The sequence below is a fragment of the Parabacteroides sp. HGS0025 genome, from assembly GCF_000969845.1.
Taxonomy (GTDB): domain Bacteria; phylum Bacteroidota; class Bacteroidia; order Bacteroidales; family Tannerellaceae; genus Parabacteroides; species Parabacteroides gordonii.
Map to the genome: position 1 here is coordinate 483757 of NZ_KQ033902.1, position 20089 is coordinate 503845.

Below are 20089 nucleotides of genomic sequence, written 5' to 3' on the forward strand. Positions count from 1 at the left end.
ATTATTATTTCTTTTGTCTGTTATATACTACTTCCAGAACCGTTTGCCCTACGGCTTTGAGGGTTTCGCGGTCGATATTCTCCATATTGTCTTTCTGGGTATGCCAGTACCAACCGAAGCCGTGATCGCTCTCCGGATCGTAATTGATAATGTCGATGCAAGGGATGTTACGGCCTTTGATCACATACTCGTGGTCGTCGGTAATGGCACCGCCTGTTGCATTGATAAAGTACTTGCCGTATCCCAGGTTGCGGGCTGTGCTCCAAACCATTTCTACAATATTACCTGCTTTACTCAGTGAGAGTTGTTCTTTAAAAAAGGTAGCGTTTTTGGCGCCTACCATGTCGAGCAGGATACCGAAGTCGGCCCGGTAGTTCGGAACGTGCGGGTTCTTAGCCCAGAACTGCGTACCCAGACACCAGGTATCGGGTTTGTAATCGTTCACAAATTCGGGAGTACCATAATCTTCGGCATCGAAGAAGATGATGTCGACGCCTATTCCCGGATCTTTTTGTCCGATCTGGCGGGAGATCTCGAGCAATGCACCTACGCCGCTACCACCGTCGTCGGCACCGTCGATCGGTTTACGGTAGTTCGCAGGGTCGGGATCGTGGTCTGAATAAGGACGCGAATCCCAATGGGCGAAGAGTAAGATACGTTTACTATTGTCCGGATTGAAGGAACCTATAATGTTCTTTGCTTCCAGTCTGGTATTGTCGTATGCGGTAAGAGTCGCTTCCTGTTCGTAGACTTTGGCACCGAAGCGTTTCAGTTCGGAGGCCAGGTAGTTGCCGCAAGCTTTGTGTGCTTGGGAATTCGGAACACGTGGGCCGAACTTTACCTGATTTTCTACGTATGTGTAAGCACTGTCGGCGTTAAAAGAAGGTGTGCTTGTAACAGGTACGGCCTGGCTGACTGTCGTTTTCTCCTGTTGCTGATTCTTTGCCTGGCTGCATGCCAAAAGTGAACAGGCTAGTAGTGTTATATACAAAATATGCATCATTACTGTTTAGATTATCTATTTATCCATTATAGGCAGTTTGCACGCGCGACATGACCCGCAGCAGATTTCCTCCCCATATCTTTGCTATATCATTCTCACTATATCCCTCTTTCAGAAGCCTTACAGTGATATTTATCAGTTCGTTGCTTGCTCGGCAGCCGATCAGCTCGCCATCGCCGTCGAAATCGGAACCGATGCCTACATGGTTGATCCCGATCAGGTTTACAATATGATTGATGTGGCGGACAGCGTCGGTAAGAGAAGCCTTTTCTGCATCTTCGTTGATAAAGCCCTTGTACAGGCAGATTTGCACGACGCCTTGTTTAGCTGCCAGCGCTTTCAACTGATCGTCGGTCAGGTTGCGCGGATGGTTGCACAAGGCACGGGCGGAAGAGTGGGAGGCGATGATCGGCAGTTGGCTGAGTTCCAGCGCATCGTAAAATGTGCTTTCGGCAGCATGCGATACGTCTACCATAATACCCAACCGATTCATTTCCGCTACCACTTCTTTGCCGAAAGGACTCAGGCCGCCCCATTCCGCTTCTCCGCGGGCAGAGTCGCATATATCGTTGCTACCGTTGTGGCAGAGCGTGATGTAACTGACTCCAAGCTTCTTGAAGCGGGCAATGTTACTAAGGTCTTTGCCTATGGCATACCCGTTTTCTACACCCAGCATGATCGCTTTCTTTCCGGCATCTTTCGTTACCCACACTTCCTGTGGGCTATGGGCAATATTCATCCGGCCCCGGTTTATCTCCATCTGGCGGTGAATCTCATTCAACCGGTTTATGGCGAAATCCGTAGCCTGGTGCAATGAAGCATCGTCCCGTTTCCCTTGCGGAATATAGGCAACCATGATGGCTGCATCGACCAAACCTTCTTCCATGAGCGGAAGATTTACTTTGCCACCTTCTTTCTCCCCGATATTGAACTGGCCGGGGAAGATCATCGGGGTATCCGTATGTGAATCGAGTATTACGTTCCGCTGATGAATGCGTTTGGCTTCTTTGAACAGGCGGGCAGCTTCCACATGATGTTTGAACAACTCCAGCATTAATTCGTCTCCGTTGGAAGCCATTGCTTCCGGATGCCATTGAACGCTGAATATTTCCTTTTCAGGATGTTCCATAGCTTCGTTGATACCATCGGGGGCTACAGCCGTCTCCCTGAATTCGGGGGCAACCTCTTTTACTGCCTGGTGATGGAAAGAGTTGACAAGTACATTTGTTTCCTTCTTTAAAATCTCAAACAGGCGGGAGGTCGGATCGGTGATCCGGACGGAGTGGGAAGCGTATTCACGTGATAATGTCTGGCTATGTTTGATCAGCTTGCCTTCATGTTGTGAATAAATATCCTGATAAACGGAACCGCGGAATGCCACATTGATGATCTGGTGGCCACGGCAAATACCCATGACCGGTAACTGGCGGTTGGTAGCCAAACGAAGAAGTATCAGGTCGAACTCATCGCGGAAAGTATCCACGTCCTGTAGTTGGGGAACCGGCTCTTCCGATACATAAAGCGGATTCATATCGCCGCCGCCGCTCATCAGTAATCCATCCAGTCCGGATACGATGGCTGTAAGCGCCTCTATATCTGTGATTACCGGGATCAGTACCGGAGCACCTCCGGCCTGCAGTACGGATTGTACGTATGTCTCGGCTATACAGGAAAGTCCGTCTTTCCGGTTTGAAGATATTCCTATGCGGGGAGGTTGAAGTTTTTCTTTCTTTGGTGTAAAGTTGTCAACTTCCCTGTATAAGGCTTCTAAACTCGGACGACGGACTTGCATATTCATAGGAATGAATAATTATCAATTAATAATAAATAACAGGCAAGCAACGACAAACGGTTACTTGTCAATTACCGGAAACTTATGCGTCGATATTGGCATAAGTGGCATTCTCTTCGATAAACTCACGGCGCGGGCCTACTTCTTCGCCCATTAACATCGCGAATATCTGGTCTGCCTCGGCTGCGCTATCGATAGTAATCTGTTTCAGTGTACGGTTGTCAGGGTTCATTGTCGTATCCCATAACTGGTGATCGTTCATTTCTCCCAAACCTTTGTATCGCTGAGTATGGATCTGATTTTCATTACCTGCGGCATATCTGTCGATAAATGCCTGACGTTGCTGTTCTGTCCAGCAGTATTCTTCTACTTTTCCTTTCTTACAGAGGTAAAGAGGAGGCGTAGCCAGGTAAACATATCCGTTATCGATCAGTGCACGCATTCTGCGGAAGAAGAAAGTCAGGATCAAAGTGGCAATGTGGCTTCCGTCCACGTCGGCATCGGTCATGATGATCACCTTGTGGTAACGAAGCTTGCTCAGGTTCAACTCTTTCGGATCTTCCTCTGTACCTATAGTAACACCCATAGCACGGAAGATGTTCTGAATTTCTTCACTTTCGAAGATTTTATGATCCATCGCTTTCTCTACGTTCAGGATTTTACCGCGAAGCGGAAGGATAGCCTGGAACACACGGTCGCGGCCCTGTTTAGCCGTACCGCCTGCAGAGTCCCCTTCGACAAGGAACAACTCGCAAATGGAAGCGTCTTTCGAAGAACAGTCGGCCAACTTACCGGGTAGGCCACCACCGGTCATCGGCGATTTGCGCTGCACCAGTTCGCGTGCCTTACGGGCAGCCTGACGAGCCTGTGCTGCCAGCACAACCTTTTCTACGATGATCTTGGCTTCTTTCGGATGCTCTTCCAGATAATACGAAAGTGCTTCACCGATGGCCTGGTCTACGGCACCGGTCACTTCGCTGTTACCCAGCTTTGTCTTTGTCTGTCCTTCAAACTGCGGTTCGGCCACCTTGATAGAGATAACAGCGGTCAGACCTTCACGGAAGTCATCTCCCTGGATCTCTACTTTTGCTTTTTCCAGCAATTTTGAGTCTTCAGCATATTTCTTCAGGGTACGTGTCAGACCACGGCGGAAACCAGCCAGGTGCGTACCTCCTTCAATTGTGTTGATATCATTTACATACGAGAACACGCTTTCGTTGAAAGAAGTGTTGTATGTCATTGCTACTTCAACAGGGATACCCTGCTTTTCCGTTACAATGTGGATCACGTCCGGGATCAGGGACTCTTTGGAGCGGTCTACGTAACGAACGAATTCCTTCAGACCTTCTTCCGAACGGAAAAGTTCTGATTTGTAGCTGCCATCTTCCTTTGTTACACGCTTGTCGGTCAGCGTCAGGCTGATTCCTGCATTCAGGAAAGCTAGTTCGCGCAAGCGGGTAGCCAGGATATCGTATTTGTATTCCAGGATTGTGAAAATACTACCGTCCGGCTTGAATGAGATCGTTGTACCGGTCGTATCGGCTGTACCGATCACTTCAACGTCGTGCAACGGCTTACCGCAAGAGAATTCCTGCATGTGTATTTTCCCGTCACGGCGAACTTCGGCTTTCAGATAAGTAGAAAGAGCATTCACGCAGGAAACACCTACACCATGCAAACCTCCGGATACTTTGTAAGTACCTTTGTCAAATTTACCTCCGGCATGCAGAACGGTTAATACTACTTCCAGGGCAGATTTGCCTTCTTTCTCATGAATATCTACCGGAATACCACGGCCGTCGTCTGTTACTGTGATAGAATTGTCTTCGTTTATAACTACGTCGATCTGGGAACAAAATCCGGCTAGTGCTTCGTCAATAGAGTTGTCGACAACTTCATATACCAGGTGATGTAGACCTTTTTCACTGATATCGCCAATATACATGGCAGGTCTTTTTCGTACTGCTTCTAACCCTTCAAGTACCTGAATACTGTCCGCAGAGTATTCCCCGGAAGTATTCTTCATTTCTTCACTCATGAGTTTCTATCCTTTTAAATCACTAAATTTCTATATCTCTAAAAATGCTAACAAATGTAGTGAAAATAATTGACTTAGCAGGTAAATGTAGTGTGAAAATAGCAAAAAAACAGGGGTGTCAAACAGACATGACAAAGCGGTCGGATTATAATTAATCCGACCGCTTCTAAAGTAGCCCATAGGGGAATCGAACCCCTCTTTCAAGAATGAAAATCTTGCGTCCTAACCGATAGACGAATGGGCCGCAATTATTCCTTATGCAAGCTTGTTAACGTGCTTTGTTAATTTGGATTTCAAGTTGCTAGCCTTATTCTTGTGAATAACGTTTTTCTTTGCAAGCTTATCCAACATAGAGCACACCTTAGGTAACAAAACTTGAGCTTCGTTCTTGTCTTCAGTAGCACGTAAAACACGCATTGCATTTCTAGCTGTTTTAGCATGATATCTGTTCTGCAAACGTCTTGCGTTAGTTTGTCTGATCCTTTTGATTGATGACTTGTGATTTGCCATTTCTTAGCTATTCTTTATTGAATTTTTAATTTTATTTATTGTAGCCCATAGGGGAATCGAACCCCTCTTTCAAGAATGAAAATCTTGCGTCCTAACCGATAGACGAATGGGCCATCATGTCAAAGTTCTCACTTTCAGTGCTCTGGGATAGTTGATTTCCCGATTGCGAGTGCAAAGATAGATGTTCTCTCTGAACTACCAAAACATTTCAAGGGAAAATTTGACAGTACGTACTGTTTTAACTTCTATTTAGAACCTAGATCCTGCAGGTGTATTTCCAGCGCTTTAACAGAAATGTTTATTTCCCAGATACATACGCATAGCGAAGCTGCTAAAAGCAGTAAAGCGACCCCGAATATCCATGCCGCTATAATTTGCCATGAAATATAGATAAAGAACATGGAAATGACGCAAAGCAGCAGGCTGAGTATCCCGAGTATCTGCATGGAGCGGGTCAGATAAAGTCGTTTCCGGAGGTTCGCGATCTGTGCGTAATCCTTCGGATCGTGTGATTGCTGGTGCTTTTCTTTCAGAGCCCGGACTACACTGGCATACGACAGGAAGCGGTTGGTATAGGCCAGCAATATTAATGATATGGCTGAAAATAAAAGCGACGGGGTAGTAAGATCTAACATAATTAATATTGTATTTATACTATTATAACCTACAAATATCGTAAATAGTTTGTTGTTTTGTATCTTTGTCTCTTATAAAGAGGTGAAGATTATGTTATGTAAAACGCGCGGGATTGTCCTGCATGCTATTCCATACAACGATAAATATTCTATTATATATATGTATACGGAGGCTTTCGGGCGTGCTTCTTATCTGGTGGCACGCAACCGGGGGAAGCGCTCGACCGTGTCGAAAGCTCTGTTTATGCCGCTGTCTGTCCTGGAGATGGAAGTGGAACATTTGAATAAACGCGACCTGCACCGTATCCGTGAAACGAAGTTATGTTATCCTCTGACCGAACTGTTCTGCAATCCGGTGAAGAATGTGCTGGCCTTGTTCCTGTCCGAGGTATTGTTCCGGGTCGTGAAGGATACGGAACCTGATTCACGGCTGTTCAATTATTTATATGAATCGATCCATTTGCTGGAATATGCTGATAAAGGAGTTGCCAACTTCCATCTGGTATTCCTGCTTCGTCTGCTTCATTATTTAGGAATTTATCCGAATGCCGATTCTTTTTCTTCGGGTTGTTATTTCGATATGCAGAACGGTGTCTTTATCGACCGTATCCCTATGCACCGGCATTATCTCAACCAGGAAGAGAGTATGGTGTTTGCCCGCCTGTTGAAAATAAGTTTCGAAAATATGTCGCTCTATTCTTTTTCCCGCCAGGACAGGGTAGGAGTTATTAACCGTATTGTTGAATATTATCGCTTGCATTTACCGGAGTTTCCGGAGATAAAATCCCTGTCCGTCATGCAAAGTCTTTTTGATTAGGCAGATTACCGCCTGAATACTTGCCAGTTTGAGGAAAAGATTATACTTTTGCCGCACCTTGTATAAAAGTCGGTCTTGTAGTTCAATGGATAGAATAGAAGTTTCCTAAACTTTAGATCCGGGTTCGATTCCCGGCGAGACTACTTATATATATAAGTATCTAATTGAGAATGATCCTTTTATTACCTAGTATATTTTGGAGAAGGGTTAAAATAAGGGTTACATGCATTTGGAGTAGTGTTTACCGTGTATTATTTTTTATCGTAAAATAAGCCTTTCTCAAATCTATATAATTTCTATATTTGTGATAGGAATTTTATGATGTATTACATACAGGTTATATGATAAACAAACAGCTACATACGTTATATTTTAGTAAATTAAGTACTGGCTTTCCTTGCATCCTCCAGCAGTTTCGCCAAATGCGTCGTGGAGAAAATCCTCCGGCATATCCTTTATTGCTAAAGGTAAATGAAGAGCAATATGATAAGGCAGATTTAAAAATTATGGTGTTTGGTCAAGAAACTAATTCTTGGGAGCATAAGATTTGTTCAACGGTAACGCCAATAAATCAATCTTTAGAAATTGTAGAAGCAACCACATGTGGTTTTATGAACTATTATCAAGAATTTTTAGAAAAATGGGGCATTAATAGTCCATTTTGGTACTCTCTGAAGAAAATCAAAGGGATATTATCAGCTTCTCTACCTGATAAAACGATTGAAATCGTCTGGAATAATATATATAAGATCGGAAATAAAGGAAAAAGCGCGAATAGACCCTCAAAATCTATTAGAGATTTTGAAAATGAACATTTTAATGTCATTCAAGCAGAAGTTGATATCTTGAAACCAAATGTAATTCTTTTTTTTACAGGTCCAAATTATGAGAATAGAGTTAAGAAGATATTTCCTATTATATCATCTGCACCTCTAATTTCTAATATTAAGGAAAAAGAACTATCTAAATACCAGTTAGAGAATTGTATATTAGCTTATAGAACTTATCATCCTAATCATTTGCAGTTAAACAAGAAGTGGGGATATGTTGAAGCTATTTGTAACGACTTGCTAAAACAGTATAGCATTGGTTATACTAAATAAATATTATTGTAGTAGTTTTCGTTTTATAGGAGCTGTTCTACAATCATATCTTTTATTTCGGCAGTAAGATTATATCAGATGTGCTGATAGGCTCTCTACGGGGCTGCAAATAACCGAGCATCATCTGAAACGTGCTTCGGTGCGAATATAATTCTGGGTAGGAGCTTCTTTAGACGGTTTCTCATTCTGCGTTAACAATATTCCTATTCAGGTTTTAAAAATCCTCTATTGATAAGAACGGGAAGAGGTTAATAATTTTTCCTCTTTCCGGTTTTTATTAATAGAGGGTTCTTATTCCTTATAAATAGTATATTTTTTTATACGTTTAGTAGAATACTATTATTTGTTACTAATTAAGGATATGGGATGAGTTCTTTATGCCTAGATATTTTTCTATCTTTTCCTATAAGGCAGTAAAGTCTACATCGAATGTTTTGTAAAAAACGCTTTTGGTTGTATGCTTGTCTTAGGTTAATGAATTGTTGTAACGCTTTATGTAGGGATTGTTTGTAATATCCTCTGTTACTAAGCTTTTTAGTTATTCTTTTATATGCTTCTATCCCTTCCTTTTCTATGTAATAAGCTGTTGTATAGGTGTTTATGTCTTTGGATTTACGGGGTTGTGGCTCTTTTAAACCTCCAAGTGCTGAAACTTTAATTTTTTGGACTTCCATCCAAAAGAACGTATATAAAGTATCAAAATGCTCAATTGTTGTTCCGATAGTGATTTTGGTATCTTTTCTTAAACGGAACAAAGTCTTATTAATAAGGTCTTGTCCTCCTCTTAAACTCAATTCGATTCTGATGTTATTTTCGTGTTGGTGCATTTTAATGAACTCTTCTTCTTCATAGCTTTTGATTCTTTTGTTAATACACTTGTCGTATATTTCCTGGTATTTATCATAAATCTTCAATGTCACTATACCTTTTTTGCTTTTAAATTTAATAGAAGTTACATCATATTTTTTTTGGTATCTTTTATCTCTAAATTGATATATTCCTTTTTTTATATAATTTATATCCACATCCATACGGCAATTTATGCCAATTTCTATGGAGGATAAAGTAAATGAACGTAACTCTTCCAAACTAATGCCGATCGTGTGAGCAAATAGTTTAAGAGCTTTCCGATAGGTGATTTCTGTGAAGTCTTGGAAGGACAGTTGTCCAAAATACCATTTCCTTAAACTACCAATGATAAATAGAGATTTAGTGATTTCCCCGGTTTCTTCATTTAGGGAAGTATTGAATTGTATTGTCAAATGGCTACAATGAGTTCTAATCTTGGGATTGTATACTTTATACTTCCAATCTTTTTTTATTTCCCTGAAATATTGAGAACCTTTTTTTAATGCAATGGCATTAAATATACTTTCATTGTATGACTTTATTTCTATTTTGTCTTCCATATTATATATTTTTTTATTATTTGTATAATAACTTAAGGAAGAAAAAAATAAGTGTTTAGAAGTGTTAAAAAACAGCGTTGAAAAGTGCTGTGTATAATGTTTTTATTGTGTATCGTTTTGCTTATCAGTGTATTGTGTGTTTGTATTATTTAACATTGTCCTTTTGGAAGGAATAGCTTTAGAGAGGAATTTAATATATAAGTTCGTTCTACTAAAATATTGTTAGTAACAACGAACTTAATATGTTTATAATCTGAACTATATATTATTTCAAACCCGGTAAAACGACATTGTTCATCGTCCAATTTATGTAATCAACCTTTTCCATATAGACTTTTACATCCCCCCATTCTTCCGGAGTAAGTTTTGTATTGCAATAGTCTGATAGGTTTTTGATATTTCGTTCTTGAATCTTTATCCAGTCATGTTGGCGGGGAAAATTCATTATACGATCTATCTCTTCCTTTACACTTTGAACGATCTTTGTTCTATAATTTGTATCCTTGCTAGGATCGTATGTTTGATTATCCCTTAATCCATTGGTAGATTCGATAGAAATAATTTGAGATTTCTGAATATCGGTATAATCCTCCCAAGAGGACTCATTGACTTTACGTCCCAATTGTGAGTAAAAATCTTTGGAGTGATTTATTTTGTCTTTTAATGAATTGGCTTCATCTACAAGTGTTTGGCGTGTTTGAAAATTGTTTGATGTCCATGAATAATGGGTTATGATATAAATTCTGTTGATTAAGCATGAAAGGAGAATTTTATCAATAGTCTCTTCATCAATACTATCGTCCCAATCGGAATATTCTTGATATTCTATGGAATACTCTTTTAAAGCTTTGGGTGTTTCTTGGCTTTCGCACTTATTTGTGTTCATAAAGAGAAGAGCTATGAACATTGTTAACTTGTAGAAATTTATTGTATTCATTTTTTTCCGTTTTTAGAAGTTGTTAGTTTTATATAGTCCTTGTTGGTACACAAAGTGTACTTTTTCTTTGAGTCGGAAGGGATAATAAAGTTTACAGCTTCCATGCTCTTCGTTACTCCAGGGTTCAAATCTAAATTGTAAAAGTTTCCGTATGCACGATTGAAACGCTCAAGGTCTGGAAGATATTCGTTTCCTTCTTCATCTATCAAATAAAAATCCTTTGTATAAAGAGTTTGAGGTTTTTTGGAAATATTTTTAGTTTTCAAAACGAATACTGCCAAATAATTTCCGTTATACCCTGAATCGCTTATGATTAAATCATTACTTCTTTCTACTTCAACTTCTAAAACGTATTCCTTAACCACGACAACCGGTTTAGCAGGAATATTTAAGACAGGAGAAGATTTAGAACTAGATGTGCTCGCACCTAATGTCAGATTATATATTTTGGAAGCGTTTTCCGGATTGATCACTAGTAAGATGTTACCGAGTACCGAAATGAATAATAAAACAGCTAAAATTATTGTATTTGCTTTCATTCCTCACGATATTTATCAATTAAACTTTCCTTACTTCCTCCATCTTCCCAAACTTTGCGTCTGATCTGCTCTTCTTCCTCAATCCTTTTGCGACGGTGATAATCCGTTTCGGATAAGCAAGCTATAACGATATTAAAGATTAAGTTCGTCCAAGGGATAAACATAAGAATCCAACTTACAAACATTGCAGATACGAAACAAGCAACAATACCCACTAAGAACGGAATCCAAAACCAAGTCCATCCGCTTCTCCCTTTCTTTTCTGCGCTTCTGCCAATTGCAAAACACCAGCCTACATGCGCTAATAATGCGCCAATTAAAACAATGCCGAAAATTGAATTTGTATCCATGACTATAAGTTTTAAAATTTTGTAATACCTTCTTTATATAACATTTCCGGGTTCTTTCGAAGTTTATGTACAAGTTCTAATATATTGGGATTTCTTTGAATATTCTTTTTTACTATTTCTAATAGCATAGTGTTTGGCAATGTATGCCATGCCTATTATTACTAATGAAGTTAATATAGATTCTCCCATAATTGTTTGTTGTTTTCTTGTTATAGTCGCAAAGGTATATAAACCGCATATAATAGGGAAATAAAAATAAGGAAAAATAAATAGGTAACTAGGAATGTTGTAGTCCTGTACATTCGCATAAAATATTTAGGATATGAAAAGGTTACAAGAGAAATCAGAAGAAGTGGATGAAAGAATATTGAAGATTGCGGCTAAGTTGAAGAGACTCAGGGTTGATGCCGGATATTCAAGTCATGAGAATTTTGCTTGGGATAATGGGTTAAATCGGGTTCAATATTGGAGGATAGAAAAGGGTTCCAACATAACGTTGAAAACCCTTCTCTCAGTTTTAGATGTCCATAAAATCTCGCTTAAAGATTTTTTTAGCGATTTTGATTAAGGACTTATTTTCTTTTTCATATTCTTTTCTTGAGCAGTTCTTTATGCTTGATTACTGAATCTTTCCGTGTTATATTAATGTAAACTTTAGCCATTCTATGATCACTATCTCCTAAAAGATTGATTATATCGCTTTCTGACATATTATCTTTCGCAAGGTTGGTTGCGAAAGTATGTCGGCTTGTGTGGAATTTGACATTTTTCTTGATATTTGCCATTTCTGCTATTTTTTTTACTTCAAGTCTAATAGTGTTAGGAGTCAAATAATCAAATACAAACTCTTTTTCTCCATTTCTTTTTTTGTATTTGATAATAATAGCTTTTGCTAGATGGCTAAGTCCAGTTTCTACAGGTTTTCCAGTCTTTGTTTGTATCAATGAAAGTCTGCTGCTTGTAATCATAATTTCATTCCATTTGAGTTTTTGTACGTCAGAGATGCGTAATCCGGTTTCACAGCAGAAGATAAAAAGATCTTTTGCTAGAACTAAGCCCTTTCTTGCATTTGAGGATAGTTTGACCTTTTTAAATCTTGTATATTCTTCTTTTGTTAATGCAGTAATATCCGGTTCGTCTTTAGTAATAAGTCCTTTTTGGCTTACGGGATTACTAAGCGGAAAACCTTGTTTCATCGCTTCAATAAATGCTGATCGTAGATTTCGTAACCTTTTATTGATGGTTCCTTTTTTGTTTTTTAGTCTATTGCTCATGAAGATTTTGAAATCCAAAATGAATGTTCTATCAATCTCACTGGCTAGAACTTTTCGTTTGTATTTACTCCGTATGAAAGTTAGTATCACTCGTTTCGAAGATTCAATATTGATTATTGAGTTCTTTTTTTTATTATTTGCCTCTAATGCTTTTATGTACAAGTCAAAAAGCTCTTCTACCGTTATTTCTTTATTTGATTTTAAACAACTTGCTTTTTCCCCTTTTAATATTGATTTTATTTCATCAATCAATATTGGCTTCTCGTTATATTCCCTATCTCTGCAATAATCGTCAAAATCCTTTTTTTTGTTTGATATGAACTTTTCAAGTTGCAGCGCCTTTTTCTGATATAGGGTATCTTGGATATTTTTTACTGGAGCTCCCATGCTCTTGTCCCAATACTTTTCTAAGCAATACTGATTTGTAGATAATTTGTATTGCTTACCTTCGTAATATACACGTAAATCAATACGGTATTCTTTGTCTTTTTTCCCTAAATCCTTTCTAAGGATTGCTTTAATCTTCGCCATATTTTTTTTCTTTTTTGTAAAAGGCGTATTATTGCCTTTTTCTACCTTATATCACTGAAGGATATGTTTTTTTGGGGTATATTTTGTATTACCAGTACTAAGTTAGAGTCAATGTGCTGATATTCAAAATTATATCAGAATTAATTTTGGTTTTTAATAATAATTAATTAACATTGTTTATTTGTTTTTGGCATAAAATCTTGGAAATCTGCCGATTTTCGATTTCTTGTATTTTTGTTATTTTGGAACTATATTATTCGTAATTATTCGGTATTGTGAAGAAAGACCTTTGAAGAGCAGGATAGTAATTTTTTGTTTAAAGTATGGTTGTTTCTAAATTGTAAGAAAATCTCAAAAAAGAAGTTCATTATAACCGAGCCTAAAAAGATGCAAGGGTTAAAATAAGGGTTAAATTGAGTTTCCCTAATGTTTCTCTAGGGAAAAAAGACCTTTCTGAGACAGCCTAGAGCATGTTATACCCAATCTTTGCTAGGAGTAAGTAGTCCCGGCGAGACTACCAGTAAAAATATCAAAGGGCTGTGTCTTAAGCTAATGCTTCGGACGCAGCCCTTCTCATACTCAACCTTAATGAAAATCCGTCACGGACTTTCTCCCCTTTTATTGATACAAATTCAAGCGTATTCCTGAAAGTAATTCACCGACTGTAAATGATCCGGTATAACCATAACATGTGATTGTTACCGTATCCGAAAGCTTGTTTCCGGCTTTTATGTAAAAGCCGTACATACTGTTCCTGTTCGTTGTGAAATTAGCGATTATACTCGTATTCGAAGAGGTCGCAGAGCGGTTCTGAAGTGTGTAAGTCAGCCCGTTGTATATCGCACGTAACTCTCCCGAAGTATACGTGTTTTCTGTCAGGTAATTATCAATGGTAACAGTTGTGTTACTGAATCCCGGAGCACTGATGACCAGCTGTTCGCTGCTATTGTCCTGGCTGGATGTGAATTCAACAGTTTGTTCTCCCGATGGCGCTGTATCGTAAGTATAGCTATACCCGCCGTTTACGGCGTTCCATCCGGCCTGCGATGTAGTCAGGTTCTTTGTTGCAACAAACACCGTCAACGGATACGTCGGAGGATAATCCGGATATTCGGGGATAGTGAACTTCAGTGTCGCAGAATTCCCGGCTCCATAAGCTACCATATTATTGTTATTGACAGATACCCCTTCAAACTGGCGTGAGATCAGGTTGATCGCGGCTGTTTTGAAATAGTCGTTCTCTATCGTAATCGTCTCGTTACTGTTGTCCAGGCTTGTTTTAAAGTTCAGTTGTTTGATTCCGGGACTATATACCCAGTATACATATTTATATACACCGTCCTCGAATGCGATTTCCAGATTCTTATTCGGATCGGTCGGGTACAAATACTTTGTAGTCACCTCGCATTTCAGCGGAAACAGATAGTTGGGTATAACGTCCGGTATACGGAAAGATAAAGTCATATCCTGATCCTTGCCTGTATATAATTCCGGAGACAATGTTGCCGGATCGAAACTATATAATGTACTGGATGTAACTGTGATCACACGGGATAGTTCCCCGGCTTTCACCGATATGGTCGCTTCGTTCTGTCCGGCGTAAACCCTGGCTATACGGGCTGTAATATTCCCGTTGCCGTCGTATAACAAGCCACTGATAATACTACCTCTGTCTTCCTGTACCGAGACACTGATCTTCGCGTCGTTCGGAACTTCGTTTTCCGTGTAATGTGCCGTTACATCCAATGTTCCCCCCTGTGTGAACAGAAAGTTAAGTCTGCTCACGGTCAGCCGGTTGTTATCACTGTCGGATATAGAAGGCGAATCCTTGAAGATCTCGGCATAGATATTGTTGGATACTTCCGAGTTTTTGGCATCTGCAAAACTCGTGCTACCGTTTGCTTTATCACTGAACGATTTGATCGTGACCTTATACTGGAAGTTTCTGACTATCGTATAAGGTTTTTTGTCAATGTCCAGGAACTGTATTTTGTAATACAGTTCCGGCCCATTATCCAACTGGCCTTTAATAATAATATAAGACTGGTCATTGAAGTAGTTAGGATTCTCAAACATATATTTGGGTTCCATATTACAATCCCTGTCGCTTTGGCTTGTTTTAGACAAAGTGCCCGGAGGTAATGTGGTGATATCGTCCTGAATAATAAACGGGTTGGGAGTCATATCCGGTATAAACGGAACAACAGTGCCTTTAGTCGTCATATTGCCGAGCGCATACCCGGTAACAGTAAAGTTGGCTGCTTCGTTTTGTACCGTCACTTTTGCCTGATTGCGGAACAGCGTCACCGACAGGGAAGAAGAGGAGACCTCGCTTCTTCCCCAGAAAACCATCTTGTTGCCGTATAATGAAGGCATTACTTCCTTTTCGTCTTTCTGCAGGAATGCATTATCATCGAAAGACGACCAGTTGTCGTAGTTAGCCACTACATGGACAATTCCTGTTTCTTCAGGTACTTCCGCTTTGAAAGAACCGCTCCCTACACCGTCTGTTTCCCCGCTGTTGAGTTCAGTAGCCTGAACACGTTCAAGGAACAGCCCGCTCCGGTCGAAAGCCAGTAACCAGACATCCGACAGGTTGTTTTCAAATGAAGCGGCACGTGTGGCGATCCTGTATTCCGGTATATTAACCGCTATCTGCAGGGCCGTTTTGCCGGGCTTCACCGTCTTCTCCACTTCAAGATCATCCTGACAGGCGAATAATGCAAGTGAAGCAATTAAATATATGATAATATTTTTCATAACATTTCTATTTTAGAATTTAACATCCCTCACACAGCGTACAGACGAGTGTTTCGGATTGAATGATGCTGTGTTACCCACTCTGGGGTCCATGAACTGTACGGTAGAGCTGGCCCGGGCACTCCAATACCAGCTACCTTCCAGGATTTTCTTAACCTCGGCCACCTTGATGTTTTGAAGAACATCGATCAGGTAAACTTCAGCCAGTGTCGGCATACGCCAATCCGAATAAGTTTCGTTAGTGGTCGCATCGTTTTCCACATATGATTCACATTTAGCTCTGGAATTCAGATAGCTGTCGGCTGTCGTTACCCCGTGCTGGGAAGCCAGCATAAGGCGGGGAGAGATACGGCGGTTATTTTCTTCCGTATCTATCGTCTGGCCATTACTGTCTGTCAGGGGATTACCTAAAACGGCATTGTTCCTGATATATTCGGCATACGACTTACCAAGTGCCGGATTGGCGGCATAGTGGGTATATCCTGCTCCGAAGTCTTCGTCAAACTCATCAGGGTCGGGCAAGGAAGAGAAGTCGGCGACGAAAGAACCGATAACAAACATCTTGTTATTGTTCTGTCCCTGGCTTCCGCCCGGTGCATCGGCAGATATATCGGAGCCGATATATAAAGCCGGATATTGCAGAACCTTTACTTCTTGTGTCAGACCTACGCCGTTCTTTACGGTAAAAGCGATCTCTTTTGCAACGAAGTTTTCCGGAAGCGCACTGATGATGATTATATCACCGGTTTTCACTCCTTGCGAATTGTTGATAAAAACTCCTGCATTTCCATTTTCGATCGCCTGTCCGTTGACAGTAATATCTGATATTTCAACATCCGGGGTAGACGATTGGAACGTTGTCGTAAACTTCGTACTGTTAGGCAATTTGATATCGGTATCCTCTACATAGATAAAATTGAAACCTTCCACTGAAACAAGTATCTCTTTGGTTGTCCAATCCTCTATTGTGTAGTTAGCACTGATCTCCTTTGCCGTTTCAGGTGTCGGTGATCCGGGCTGGTCAACCAGGACAGTTATGTCGTACAGGTGGTTGCGTTCCAGCCTGTATATCGCGTTGCGTTCAGCTTCCTGTTCTTCCGATGGGTTTGCCGTATCGTCGGCCGGAAGGCGGAAATTGACCGGCACTTTGTAATAGTTCTGTGCATATTCCGTACCGTTGGGGCCTGTTGCCGGAATATTCACTATCAGGTAAGTCTCATTCTGTTTCCGCAGGCTCCAGTCGTTCGGATAGGAGTAGACAATAATCTTATCTGTTCCCGTGCCGGGGGTGATACCTGTAAAACCGGACATACTCTGTAATTGAGGAACAACCGGACTGCCGTTTTCCAGTACGGATGCGTTTGTTACATACTGGAACAATTTTTTGGTCATAGTTCCGCCGGTAGAAGCCGAGAAACCATTCGTGTAAGCTGTCGATACCCTGATTTTTGCCGCAGCCCTTTTTAATGCTACGGCTATTTCCTTGTTAACGATACGTCCGTCGTTCAGGATATTTGCCGCAGTGCCATCCATGAGAAAACTGTCCTGTATTTTATCGGGATCCAATGTCGTAACGTTCAATGCCTGCAGATCGGAACGTGTAAGCCCCCCGCCCGGTATGCTTCCGGAATAGTTGGTTACCACATACGTATTATAAGTTGCATTCTGGACAAACTGATCTTGCGTAGCACCCAGTGTAACGGTATATTCCCCGCTTCCTGTCTGCTCCGGAGAAGGGGTGATATGCTCGTAGAAAGAACAGGACTCCTGGCCTTCCCTGTAAATGAAAACGTCCAGTGTCTTGATCAGGTTTTCATTCAGATCATCCTCTCCAACTTCCGTATCGGCCCGGGTAATGCCCGGTTGCGACAAAGATAGCCGTATCGCTATTTTGCCTGAACCGGTGCCGGTATCCGGCTGGTCTATCAGTTCCTCCTGGCTACAGGAAGAGAGCAGCAGTACCAGTGCCGATATAAATTGAATGATGTAGATATTATTTAGTTTCATAACCCTTTTCTCCTTTTATTTATATTCCGTTTGTGTGATCAGAATATCCGTGTCGTTATTGCCCGGAAGCGCCCGTTGTCCGTTACCCTGAACCGGATTGATCTTTAACTTTTTTCCTTCGGCAGTGATGTACAGATAGACTTTCCTTTCCGTACTGTTCCAGGGGCGGGAGGCTCCCACTTTTATTTCGTAGGTATTGTCGCCGGCAATCCCTTTCGATATAGCCAGTTTGCCATCAGTAGAACCCTCTGTGCCGAATGTGAATTCCAGTCCGTTTGTCAGTGTTGCCGTCCAGATGGCTCCTGCCGGAGCAGTCAGTCTGAAGTTGTAACTGGCATACGATGTTTTGTTTTGCGATTCGCCGTTCAGTACATAAGGATATTGTACGATCCCTGTCGCCGCTTCCGTGTTGTTGGCACTGAAGCTGTAATCTCCCTCATTTACCACATGGCCGATCTGTGATGACGATTTTGTCCAGGGTAAAGTGGTTGTTTTAAGTACCAGCATATTATCCGGATTGTCGAGCATTGCCATGATACGATATACCGTGTTGCGTTTCAGCGTATATTTGTCGGTGGTCTGTCCGCCGTCGGTGATATATCCTTTGTATCGATGGGGTTCACCGTCTATTTCCGCTGAAATCAGCAGGTAAGGAGTGATACTTGAATCAGGTGTTGCTGATGCGGCAATATTCTGGTAACTGTAAAATGATTCCATCGCATTGCCGGGAGTGATGCCGGACATGTCTTCCGGCATGATATCCAGTACGTTGTTACTACTGATCGTTCTCAGGTCATTTCTTTTCTTAACAGGGGATACCATAATTGTATTTTGATATTCACCCCGTGTGTTGACTACCTGGTTGACCAGTTCGATAGACTTGACAACGACATTTTTATTCTCCAGTTTCCTACTCTTGAACATATAAACATCCAGTCGTGAAACAAGTCTTTCCATCGGGATCGTCGTTTCTGTCACAAGGCCATTCACCGCCACTTCCTGTCTTCCTACCATTAACAGGTTGGTATCCATAAACCCGTTCTTGTTCGTAATGCTCATCGTATCCAACTCATGTAAAGATTTTGATACGTCGGGTATGATGGAATACTCCTTGTCTTCATCGTTGTAATTTCCGATTGCATAAATAATTTTATCCTGGGGCGAGATCTGGATCGACCGGGTTAATTTGTCCACATATTGCGGGGTGATAACCGGTATTAATTCGGCATACTCGCAAATTTTGTTCTCTTTATTGAATATGTAAAGAGCCACGCTCGAGAATTTGCCGTCGCCTCCTTTTATCAGGTCATCTGTGGTAGCGCGAGTAGAGATTGTCAGGTTCAGCCGGGCATTCATCTCCAGGCTCGTTTCTTCGATCTCTTCCTCATCGTTACAGGATGTAACCAGCAGGGCGACAATGAGGAACCCTATTGACGCTATATAATTGTTATACCTTTTCATGTTGTTTGTGGGCTTATCCGAGGCCCGGTTTTATCACCTCTTCGTCCCAGGGTTGAACTGTGACCGAGGTTCCATTGAAGCGGAAACGGATTCCGATCGTAACTTCGTTGATCCCGTCTACCGAGATCTGGTTGTATTTCATGAAATCCTTCAGATTCAATGTGTAGATTGTTTTACTCGTCCTTTTGCTGACTAAATTGATATAAATACTGTTGTTGTCGTTGAACCGTAGTACGTTGAACCTCGATTTATAAACAGGAGTGTCCTCCTCTTTCTTTGTAATCGGCCTGTACGAAACATTCTCTTCGGAGAATGTTTTCGCAAAGTCGACTGTAGGGCTCAGGTTTCCGACCTCGATTTCGATCGGGGATGTACCGTCAGTCCAGGCAGCATCTTCCAGTCCGTCCAGTTCAAGATACATTTTGATATGTGAACTGCTGAAATAAACAGTATCTGCGTTCGATGCATCCTGAAAAATCTCAATATCCCTGCTACCTATGTACAGGCTATCATTAGTGGTAATTATTTCTCTTGTAAAATAGTGAGGGGCAGCAACCAAAGCTGTGTTCAGTGCCATAGGCTGATCGATCCGGGTATCGTTCTTCGTGTTTCCCCAACAAACCACCCGGTATTTGCCGGCCGGGAGGTTGAGTGGATTTCCCTGGTAACGTCTTAAATCGCCCTGATCCAATCCTATTGTTTCTATAAGTGCTCCGTTTTCACTATATACATACAGATCCACTTTTTCTATTTTTTCAGGGAAAATATCCTTTGTTCCGTCTCCGAAGTATCTGAAGATCAGGTTTGTGTCGCAACTGTCCAAATCTTCTTTGATACAACCGGTTGCCAGGACAACCAATAGCATGATGCTGAAATATTTAATTCGTCTCATATGTTCTGTATGTTGAATTTATGATGAAATC

At 41.1% G+C, this 20089-nt stretch carries 17 protein-coding genes and 3 tRNA genes; 4 read left to right on the plus strand and 16 right to left on the minus strand.

Features of this window, described 5'->3' with window-relative positions; genetic code table 11:
• Positions 1-4: 4 nt before the first annotated feature.
• The 7 genes from HMPREF1212_RS01610 to HMPREF1212_RS01640 all read right to left on the minus strand — a co-directional run bounded on the left by HMPREF1212_RS01610 (position 5) and on the right by HMPREF1212_RS01640 (position 5978).
• The gene (locus HMPREF1212_RS01610) at positions 5-1003 is read right to left on the minus strand and encodes a M20 family metallopeptidase (protein WP_369800798.1); all 999 of its coding nucleotides are present in this window, start codon (positions 1001-1003) and stop codon (positions 5-7) included.
• A gap of 19 nt (positions 1004-1022) precedes the next feature.
• The gene (locus HMPREF1212_RS01615; RefSeq protein ID WP_046150195.1) at positions 1023-2795 is read right to left on the minus strand and encodes a gamma-glutamyl-gamma-aminobutyrate hydrolase family protein; all 1773 of its coding nucleotides are present in this window, start codon (positions 2793-2795) and stop codon (positions 1023-1025) included.
• Positions 2796-2877: 82 nt separating this feature from the next.
• Complete coding sequence (gene gyrB, locus HMPREF1212_RS01620) at positions 2878-4833, minus strand: DNA topoisomerase (ATP-hydrolyzing) subunit B (RefSeq protein ID WP_046148198.1); 1956 nt, start codon at positions 4831-4833, stop codon at positions 2878-2880.
• A gap of 172 nt (positions 4834-5005) precedes the next feature.
• Positions 5006-5077, minus strand: a tRNA-Glu gene (locus HMPREF1212_RS01625).
• An 11-nt stretch (positions 5078-5088) separates the two neighbouring features.
• Positions 5089-5343: a 30S ribosomal protein S20 gene (rpsT, locus tag HMPREF1212_RS01630; RefSeq protein ID WP_028729807.1), complete on the minus strand. Its 255-nt coding sequence runs from the start codon at positions 5341-5343 to the stop codon at positions 5089-5091.
• Between the two features lie 41 nt (positions 5344-5384).
• Positions 5385-5456 (minus strand) — tRNA-Glu (locus tag HMPREF1212_RS01635).
• A gap of 132 nt (positions 5457-5588) precedes the next feature.
• A complete protein-coding gene (locus tag HMPREF1212_RS01640) occupies positions 5589-5978 on the minus strand; it encodes a DUF2721 domain-containing protein (protein WP_044193362.1) in 390 nt (129 codons plus the stop codon).
• 91 nt (positions 5979-6069) lie between these two features.
• Here HMPREF1212_RS01640 and recO point away from each other — a divergent pair, with 91 nt between their 5' ends.
• The 3 genes from recO to HMPREF1212_RS01655 all read left to right on the plus strand — a co-directional run bounded on the left by recO (position 6070) and on the right by HMPREF1212_RS01655 (position 7898).
• On the plus strand, positions 6070-6795 hold the full coding sequence (gene recO / locus HMPREF1212_RS01645) for a DNA repair protein RecO (RefSeq protein WP_028729805.1): 726 nt from the start codon (positions 6070-6072) through the stop codon (positions 6793-6795).
• A gap of 71 nt (positions 6796-6866) precedes the next feature.
• A tRNA-Arg gene (locus HMPREF1212_RS01650) sits at positions 6867-6938 on the plus strand.
• A 198-nt stretch (positions 6939-7136) separates the two neighbouring features.
• Positions 7137-7898: a hypothetical protein gene (locus tag HMPREF1212_RS01655; RefSeq protein WP_046148199.1), complete on the plus strand. Its 762-nt coding sequence runs from the start codon at positions 7137-7139 to the stop codon at positions 7896-7898.
• Between the two features lie 353 nt (positions 7899-8251).
• Here the strand turns inward: HMPREF1212_RS01655 and HMPREF1212_RS01660 are convergent, their stop codons facing one another.
• The 4 genes from HMPREF1212_RS01660 to HMPREF1212_RS01675 form a co-directional block, all read right to left on the minus strand.
• Positions 8252-9307 carry a hypothetical protein gene (locus tag HMPREF1212_RS01660; RefSeq protein ID WP_046148200.1) on the minus strand — a complete coding sequence of 352 codons (1056 nt, stop codon included), beginning with the start codon at positions 9305-9307 and terminating at the stop codon, positions 8252-8254.
• A 265-nt stretch (positions 9308-9572) separates the two neighbouring features.
• A complete protein-coding gene (locus HMPREF1212_RS01665; protein WP_046148201.1) occupies positions 9573-10244 on the minus strand; it encodes a hypothetical protein in 672 nt (223 codons plus the stop codon).
• The gene (locus tag HMPREF1212_RS01670) at positions 10241-10783 is read right to left on the minus strand and encodes a DUF4352 domain-containing protein (RefSeq protein ID WP_046148202.1); all 543 of its coding nucleotides are present in this window, start codon (positions 10781-10783) and stop codon (positions 10241-10243) included. The genes HMPREF1212_RS01665 and HMPREF1212_RS01670 overlap by 4 nt, the downstream gene beginning before the upstream one ends.
• Entirely contained in the window at positions 10780-11133 is a 354-nt protein-coding gene (locus tag HMPREF1212_RS01675) for a hypothetical protein (protein ID WP_046148203.1), read from the minus strand. The genes HMPREF1212_RS01670 and HMPREF1212_RS01675 overlap by 4 nt, the downstream gene beginning before the upstream one ends.
• Positions 11134-11455: 322 nt before the next feature.
• On the opposite strand from HMPREF1212_RS01675, the gene HMPREF1212_RS01680 reads away from it, so the two are divergent.
• Positions 11456-11701 carry a hypothetical protein gene (locus tag HMPREF1212_RS01680; RefSeq protein ID WP_046148204.1) on the plus strand — a complete coding sequence of 82 codons (246 nt, stop codon included), beginning with the start codon at positions 11456-11458 and terminating at the stop codon, positions 11699-11701.
• 16 nt (positions 11702-11717) lie between these two features.
• On the opposite strand, the gene HMPREF1212_RS01685 is transcribed toward HMPREF1212_RS01680, so the two are convergent.
• From HMPREF1212_RS01685 to HMPREF1212_RS01705, 5 genes are all read right to left on the minus strand, one after another.
• Entirely contained in the window at positions 11718-12938 is a 1221-nt protein-coding gene (locus HMPREF1212_RS01685) for a site-specific integrase (protein ID WP_046148205.1), read from the minus strand.
• Between the two features lie 618 nt (positions 12939-13556).
• Positions 13557-15698: a hypothetical protein gene (locus HMPREF1212_RS01690; protein ID WP_046148206.1), complete on the minus strand. Its 2142-nt coding sequence runs from the start codon at positions 15696-15698 to the stop codon at positions 13557-13559.
• A 12-nt stretch (positions 15699-15710) separates the two neighbouring features.
• A complete protein-coding gene (locus HMPREF1212_RS01695) occupies positions 15711-17705 on the minus strand; it encodes a fimbrial tip adhesin FimD (RefSeq protein ID WP_046148207.1) in 1995 nt (664 codons plus the stop codon).
• 15 nt (positions 17706-17720) lie between these two features.
• Positions 17721-19166 (minus strand): DUF4906 domain-containing protein, encoded by a 1446-nt coding sequence (locus HMPREF1212_RS01700; RefSeq protein WP_046148208.1) that lies wholly within the window; start codon positions 19164-19166, stop codon positions 17721-17723.
• Between the two features lie 13 nt (positions 19167-19179).
• Positions 19180-20058, minus strand: a complete 879-nt coding sequence (locus HMPREF1212_RS01705; RefSeq protein ID WP_046148209.1) for a FimB/Mfa2 family fimbrial subunit — start codon at positions 20056-20058, stop codon at positions 19180-19182.
• Positions 20059-20089 lie beyond the last annotated feature (31 nt).